Annotated in this window: 8 protein-coding genes and 1 pseudogene; 2 read left to right on the top strand and 7 right to left on the bottom strand. The window is 29.5% G+C overall.

Annotated elements, in window-relative coordinates; all coding sequences use genetic code 11:
- On the top strand, window positions 1-1,217 hold a 1,217-nt coding region (locus L6Q46_RS11505; RefSeq protein WP_291284424.1), incomplete at its 5' end, for an ATP-binding protein.
- Here L6Q46_RS11505 and L6Q46_RS11500 read toward each other — a convergent pair.
- The 7 genes from L6Q46_RS11500 to L6Q46_RS11470 form a co-directional block, all read right to left on the bottom strand.
- Complete coding sequence (locus tag L6Q46_RS11500; RefSeq protein WP_291284423.1) at window positions 1,218-1,559, bottom strand: hypothetical protein; 342 nt, start codon at window positions 1,557-1,559, stop codon at window positions 1,218-1,220.
- Window positions 1,549-1,719 (bottom strand): hypothetical protein, encoded by a 171-nt coding sequence (locus tag L6Q46_RS11495; RefSeq protein WP_291284422.1) that lies wholly within the window; start codon window positions 1,717-1,719, stop codon window positions 1,549-1,551. Before L6Q46_RS11495 ends, L6Q46_RS11500 begins: the two co-directional genes overlap by 11 nt.
- A 171-nt stretch (window positions 1,720-1,890) precedes the next feature.
- On the bottom strand, window positions 1,891-2,784 hold the full coding sequence (locus L6Q46_RS11490; RefSeq protein ID WP_291284421.1) for a hypothetical protein: 894 nt from the start codon (window positions 2,782-2,784) through the stop codon (window positions 1,891-1,893).
- Between the two features lie 2 nt (window positions 2,785-2,786).
- Entirely contained in the window at window positions 2,787-3,320 is a 534-nt protein-coding gene (locus L6Q46_RS11485) for a sigma-70 family RNA polymerase sigma factor (RefSeq protein ID WP_291284420.1), read from the bottom strand.
- Between the two features lie 128 nt (window positions 3,321-3,448).
- Window positions 3,449-4,144: an ABC transporter ATP-binding protein gene (locus L6Q46_RS11480; RefSeq protein ID WP_291284419.1), complete on the bottom strand. Its 696-nt coding sequence runs from the start codon at window positions 4,142-4,144 to the stop codon at window positions 3,449-3,451.
- A 20-nt stretch (window positions 4,145-4,164) separates the two neighbouring features.
- Window positions 4,165-5,628 carry a DUF5687 family protein gene (locus L6Q46_RS11475; RefSeq protein ID WP_291284418.1) on the bottom strand — a complete coding sequence of 488 codons (1,464 nt, stop codon included), beginning with the start codon at window positions 5,626-5,628 and terminating at the stop codon, window positions 4,165-4,167.
- Window positions 5,629-5,678: 50 nt separating this feature from the next.
- Window positions 5,679-6,500 (bottom strand): hypothetical protein, encoded by an 822-nt coding sequence (locus tag L6Q46_RS11470; protein ID WP_291284417.1) that lies wholly within the window; start codon window positions 6,498-6,500, stop codon window positions 5,679-5,681.
- An 85-nt stretch (window positions 6,501-6,585) separates the two neighbouring features.
- Here L6Q46_RS11470 and L6Q46_RS11465 point away from each other — a divergent pair.
- Window positions 6,586-6,873, top strand: a pseudogene (locus L6Q46_RS11465) (polyphosphate kinase 2 family protein); the annotation flags it as partial.

The following is a 6,873-nucleotide window of genomic DNA, read 5'->3' as shown; positions in this document are numbered from 1 at the left end:
TTTTTTCAATATTTATTTTCAAAGCATTTGTAAATTATAAAAGTCTTAGTAAAAAATTAGCAGATTATAATTATCAATTGCAAGTTGCACGAGAAAAATCAGAAGAAGCAACACGTTTAAAAACACAATTTTTATCTAATGTAAGTCACGAGTTACGAACACCTTTGTATGGTGTAATAGGTATGGCTGAAATTTTAGAAAGCGAACACAAAGAAATTAAAAAGAGTCCTTATTTTAATGCTTTAAAATTTTCTTCACATTATCTTTTAACTTTAATTAATGATGTTTTAAACGTTTATAAAATTGAAGATAATGATATTGAATTCAATTATGAAAATATTAATATTAGAGAAGAAATAGGTCACATAAAAGAATCGATGAATGTTATTGCTAAGTCGAATAAAAATGAAATTATTGTTTCAATTTCAGATGATATACCTCAATTTATTAAAACCGATTTAACTCGATTTTCTCAAATTTTAATCAACTTAGTTAGCAATGCTTTAAAGTTTACCAAAAAAGGAAAAGTTACACTTAGTTTATCTTTTGATAAAAAGGATGATAATACCTTTCTGAAATTAGAAGTTTTGGATACAGGGATTGGAATTCCAGAAGAATATTTAGATAAAATCTTTGAAAAATTTGTTCAGGTTGATGTCAATTTGCAAGAACAATACAAAGGAACCGGACTTGGGTTGTCTATTGTTAAAAGGTTAGTGGAACTGTTTAAAGGAAGTATTTCAGTTGAAAGTAAAATTAGAGAAGGAAGTAAGTTTACCGTTTGGTTTCCTTACTTAAAAGCGGATGAAATTGTGGTCTTAGAACAACAGAAAGCGAATCCTCAAACCAAGTTAAAAAACTTAAACATTTTGGTTGTAGAAGACAATAAAATCAACCAAATGGTAACCCAAAAACTCTTGGAAAAAAACGGTCACAAGTTCCAAATGGCAGAAAATGGTTTGGAAGCTTTATTGCTCGTTGAGGAGAATAAATTTGATGTAATTCTGATGGATATAAATATGCCAGTTATGAACGGAATTGAAGCATCGATTAAAATAAGAAATCTTGGAATTAAAACACCAATTATTGCCTTAACCGCTTCTGACAAAGAAAATATTTTAAAAGAAATTCTTGAAAAGAAAAATGGTCTTACTGATGTCTTAGTAAAACCATTTGAATACGGTGATTTAGAAAATGTGATTTCGAGGTATATTTAATTATTTCTTCTTCCATTTCTCAAAGCCAATAACACTTGGCTTGATTTCTTTTTGCCATTGATTTCCGTAACTTTTATTTAAATACTCAAAAACCAAAGCATTTTTAGCTTCATATTCTTCAAAATTTGTAGGAGCAATGCAACCAAAATCATGAAATTGAATGTTGTATTTCTTCGAAAAAGCCAAATCATCTTTAGTAATTACAGAGGCAATTCCTCCTAAAACATAAATGGTTTTGGTTTTCGAGTTAATTTCGATTTTGATAGTATCGTTTTGTCTTTTCTCTTGAGCTTGTATTGTAAAGTTGAATAAAAGTACTAGAATGATTAGTTTAAAGTTCATGTTTAAATTCTTTATAGATTTTTATTAGTTTTCTTTTTGAAATGTTTTTAGTAGTTATTTTAATAACTCCAAATTTTCCTTTTTCGCCATATAATTCCATAGCCTTTTTATCTTTCCAAATGGTTACAGATTCTATATCATCAGGGTTTATGTATTCCATAACTTCATATTTTAAAATGGAATCATTCACCACAATTAAAGGTTTTTCAGCTTTGATTGAAGCTACACACTTTCTAGGTTTTGTGATAGTGGTTTCTTGACTGTAACATAAATTTGAAGTCACAAAAATAGTAATAGGAGTGTTGTTAATTGTCTTGTCATAATTTATTTTTTACTTTTTAATCGTAATAAGCACAATTCCTTTTTCTCCCTTTTTACCATAAATTTTTATAGCATCTGTAGGTTGAATAACTTCAATTTTTTCAATTTTTTGTTTGCTCAATGGCGCATACGGACTCGTTGGGTTTTCTCCAAATAAAGATTCTTCTGAATATTCTACTCCATTAATAAAATAAATAGGTTCTTTTAGTTCAATAATTGAATCTATGTCATCAGGATTTAAATTAGAAAGGGATTCTTTTGTTAATTTTCCATCTACAAGAACCAAATCCTCATTTGATACCTTTTTATCTTTTTCTTGAGTTGTTTCAGCCGAATTCATAGTAACATCATAACGCTTTCCTTTAGCCAAATAGCCTGAATTATTTGAGGAAGCTGAATTAGACATACTATTATTGTAACTTGGAATCAAACTCGTTTTTGCCATTTCTGAAACTTCTTCCATAGCAATTGGAGTAGGAATCATAACTTCTTTTTTCGATTTGTAATTGATCGTATCGTTAATTACAATGTTGTTTTGAATTACAATTTGTTGTTGTAAAATTTGCTCTGCTTCTTTTTTAATTTCTGGAGTTGTATTAACATAACCATTAGCCGATTCAGGTGTTGGAATCGTATTTTTTGAAGAGTCAACTGTAGTAATAGTGTTTTCAGGAATATCTACATTTTCTTTTTCTTGCAGTAAGAAAAAAGTTAGCGTTCCTACTAAAACTATCGAAGCTGCTACAGCTAATTTTTTCCACAAATGTTTCTCTTTTTGAAGTGTTTGGGTTTCCATTTTGTCTTCCACGCGTGCCCAAATCTTTTCCATGCCTGGAAAGTCTTTTTGCTCGGCATTTTCGGCAGCTTGTTGTATTTTTTTATATAATTTTTCTTCTGTTCCCATAACTATTTTGCTTTTTGATAATAAAAAGTTCTTACCAATTCTTTTAATTTACTTTTCGCTGCATTTAATTGCGATTTCGATGTTCCTTCACTTATGCCAAGTTGTTCTGCAATTTCTTTGTGCGAATAACCTTCAATCACGAACAAATTGAAAATAGTTTGGCATCCATCGGGAATATAATTTAATAAATTGAGCAAATCTTCTTCTTCTAAATCGGTGACTTCATCGGCTAAGGGTTGTGAATTGTAGCTCACATCTTCCAAGTACAAATTAAAATTGATGTTCTTTTTTATTTGTAAAAGGCAATTGTTCACCGTTATTTTTCGCGCCCAAGCTTCAAAAGCCAAATCCTCTTTTAGTTGATCTATTTTTGTAAATAGGGTAAAAAAAGCATCGGCCAATACTTCTTCTATTTCTTCCTCCTTTTTTAAATACCGTTTACACAAACGATAGAGTTTGGGTGCCATAATTTCATACACCATGCGTTGCGCTTCGCGGTGTTGTTTTCGGCAGCCTTGTATGTATTTTACATCCATTGGTAAACTTGCTTTTTTATATAGAGTAGAAAAGTTGGCAAAAGGTTGGGACGACTTTAAATTATTTTCAAAAAAAAAAATCGCAAGCGATTAAACTTGCGATTATAAAAGTATAAAATAATACAGTGTTATACGGCGAAAAACGCTTCTAATTCTTTCAATGTTTCTTCCGAAGTATTGATGTCTTTAACCACTTCACCTTTATTTAAAGCTACAATTCGATTACAAACTTCTACAGTATGTAATAAATCGTGACTTGAGATTAAAACGGTAACATCTGGATTTTCGGCTAATTCTTTTACGATTTTCTTTAATCTATTAACCGTTGTTGGATCTAAATTTGCAAATGGCTCATCCAAAATAACTACTTCAGGATTTCCAATTAAAGTAGCAATAATACCCACTTTCTTCATGTTTCCTTTCGATAAATCGCGAAGATATTTTTTGGTATTTAGAATTTCGTTATTAAAAAATTCTTCATATTTTTTTAATAAAGCATTAACATCAGCTTTATTTTGACCGCGTAATTCACCAATAAAATAAAAATATTCTTCAGCAGTTAAATAACCAATTAAGAAACTTTCATCTAAAAAAGCACCAGTAAAATTTTTCCAATTTTCACTTGTATTTACTACTACATTATGATTGATAATTCCACCAGTAGTTGGTTCGATTAAATCTAATAATAAACTAAAAAAAGTTGTTTTTCCAGCACCATTATTTCCTACTAGACCAAAACTTTGTCCCTTAGGAATTTCTAATTCTTGAATATTTAAAACTGTGGTAGCGTTATATTTTTTTGTAAGATTGTTTACTTGTATCATGATAATTTATTGGATTTAAATTAATTTTTTTGTTTGTATGCTACAATAGCATTGTATTTTTCTTTCTGAAAAATGTTTTCAATAATCAAGAAGATTCTCGATTTGAAAAGCAATCCAAGTATTCCGAAGCAAGCAATTAAACTAATTCCGATGTAAAAATTGTCTGCTAAAAGTCCAACACCAAATAATAAAATTGGAATAATCATTTGAGGCAAAGAGAATAACAAGGTTTTGAAATTAAAAGCTTTTTTATCTCCAAAAGCTCCTTTTGCAGACTCTAAATCAATAGCAGTTCTAGTATACGCACCGGTTAATAAAACTAAAAATGAATTAAACCCAATATTATATATTCCAGTTGCTAAAATTGTGATATAAACTTCCCATCCAAAATAAATGTAAAATGAAGCTAAAAACATACTAATTGCTGTTCCAATGACCATTAACCACCATTTAGAATTCAAATATTCTTTGTACGAAATGCTTTGTGTCATCATTAATTGATAATAAGAACTATCCCAACTTGGAACAAACTGTCCAAAATTAATTAGGAATCCACCTGTTACAAAAACTGCTGCAAATGCTTGCATAACACCGCCTTTGTATATGTCTTGAGTGAAGAATATCAATCCATAAAACAAGAAAAAGAAACTCATGTATAAAGTTGTTTTTGCCCGTTTATTTCGCATTAATAGTTTGATGTCGTTTTTTAAGAAAGTTCCTAATGTTCCAAATTGATTCAACCAAGTTAAGTCGTTTGACGAAGCTAAGTTCTTTTTAATATGTAATCTTTCGTCTAATGTTAAATCTTTTTTGAAGAAATTAAATGTGAAATAATAGATGATTATTAAGGCAGAAATTGGAAGTAAAACCATCCAAGCATGCTCATACAAACCTTGAAAGAAAGGTTGTGTATAAATAGTAATATCAAATAAATTATAATATTGAGAAGCTATTAATCCAATAATAATTGCAGCTACAATTCCGAAAATAACATCTTTATTATTGATTAAAATATTCAAGAAATTAATGAATAATATGGTACTTAAAATTCCTAAATGCCAAGTAATTACGCCCAATACATTATATCCATTTATTAGTAAAATAATACTAAATGGAATAAAAAAGAAAGCATGTGTAGTATTGAAATAGTTTAAAACAGTTTTGCCTAAAGAAAAATGTACGATTGTGTTTTTCTTAATAGGTAAAACTAACAACGGTCTAATCGTTAATGTTGGAATTTTTTGAAAAAAATAGCGCATCATCATATCGGCAAAAAGATAATAAATCATAAACTTATTTACCGTTTGTAAAGGTTCTAAGCCTACTTTTTTTAATCCATAAAAGGCACCAATTCCAGCAAAAGCGAACATTGCAGCAAAATATAGAAATAGTAGCGCCATGAAAATCTTAAAAGCCAAATTGGTTTTAAACGATGCAGACCGAACAAAAGATTTCCATTCGAGAGTAAGAAAATGTTTAATCATAATTTTTTTGATTTCTTATTTGTAGTATTTTCTTATCAAATGTTACGAATTTATTTCTGAAAGTTCAATTTGTAAATAGTAGCTTCTGAAGTTTCCGTATCATTGTCTTCGCACAATAGAAATTCTAATTCGGTTTCAGATTCCTTGTAAAGCGTAATGCCTTCAAATTTTTGATGTTCCGATAATAACTGAACGTCAATAATTTCAAATGTTGGTGCATGCATAACGCCTAAAATGGTTCCTAAAACTTCACCATCTTCATAAGTAGATGTTGTATTTTCGGCGCAAGCCAAGAAATAAATTTTATCGTTAACCAAAATCGCATCAGTAAAAGTGGTTTCAATATCATCTAAAGTTGGAAGTGAAATTGGTACAAAACGTATTCCATCTTCTTGGTTATTTGGAATAATAAAAATACCATTTTGACTGTTTTTTGAATTTCCTCTTTGAAACAACAACATCGTTTGATACGCATAAATAGCACCTTCAATGTTTAATTGGTCATCAGTAAACGAACCAACAGTTTTTAGTTTTCCATATAAAGCACTCAAATCTTGCGATTGCAAAGCATCAGTTCCTAAATCTAAAGTAAACATGGTATTACGTTTTTGGGTTGAACCCGAACCTAATATTATTAACTGATTTCCATGTTGCGTGATGCTTTCTAAATCTGGTTTTTCAGCTTTTTCTATGTTTTCTTTAGCTTCTTTTACCAATGGAAATTTCAATAAAAGTTTTTTATCAATGTCATATTGGTACAAAAAATTACTCGAATCCGAAATAATAAATAAAACATTTTGCGTGTACAACAAACCAGATGGCGCTGCAATACCTTTTATAGTGAAGAAATTAGTAAGTTTGAAATTTTCCATATTTTTACCGATAACTTTATGAAGTTTTTAAGTCAGAAATTGCTCATAAAAGTACTATTTTTACATTTATTAAAAAGCAATAGCAATGGAAAACATAAATATTGAAGATTTTAAAGTAAAATCAACTATTAAATTAGCCGATTTTGCGACTAAATTAGACATTGATACCGACAAAGACCAAGAAGAATTGGCTTTAGATAAAATCCAGAAAAAATTATCAAAAAAGCAAGATGCCATGTACGCGCACAATCGTCATGCGTTCTTAATTTGCTTACAAGGAATGGATACGAGCGGAAAAGATAGTTTAATTCGTGAGGTTTTCAAGGAATTTAATCCGCGTGGCGTAGTGGTGCATAGTTTTAAAACGCCCAAT

Origin of the sequence: Flavobacterium sp. (assembly GCF_023151265.1) — a bacterium.
Lineage (GTDB): Bacteria > Bacteroidota > Bacteroidia > Flavobacteriales > Flavobacteriaceae > Flavobacterium.
This window is presented reverse-complemented; position numbering and strand designations above follow the sequence as displayed.

Excerpts from the sequence above, each read along its gene's own strand:
- L6Q46_RS11495 (WP_291284422.1), bottom strand. The coding sequence starts at position 1,719 with ATGGAATACATAAACCCTGATGATATAGAATCTGTAACCATTTGGAAA.
- L6Q46_RS11485 (WP_291284420.1), bottom strand. The coding sequence starts at position 3,320 with ATGGATGTAAAATACATACAAGGCTGCCGAAAACAACACCGCGAAGCG.
- L6Q46_RS11475 (WP_291284418.1), bottom strand. The coding sequence starts at position 5,628 with ATGATTAAACATTTTCTTACTCTCGAATGGAAATCTTTTGTTCGGTCT.
- L6Q46_RS11500 (WP_291284423.1), bottom strand. The coding sequence starts at position 1,559 with ATGAACTTTAAACTAATCATTCTAGTACTTTTATTCAACTTTACAATA.
- L6Q46_RS11490 (WP_291284421.1), bottom strand. The coding sequence starts at position 2,784 with ATGGGAACAGAAGAAAAATTATATAAAAAAATACAACAAGCTGCCGAA.
- L6Q46_RS11470 (WP_291284417.1), bottom strand. The coding sequence starts at position 6,500 with ATGGAAAATTTCAAACTTACTAATTTCTTCACTATAAAAGGTATTGCA.
- L6Q46_RS11480 (WP_291284419.1), bottom strand. The coding sequence starts at position 4,144 with ATGATACAAGTAAACAATCTTACAAAAAAATATAACGCTACCACAGTT.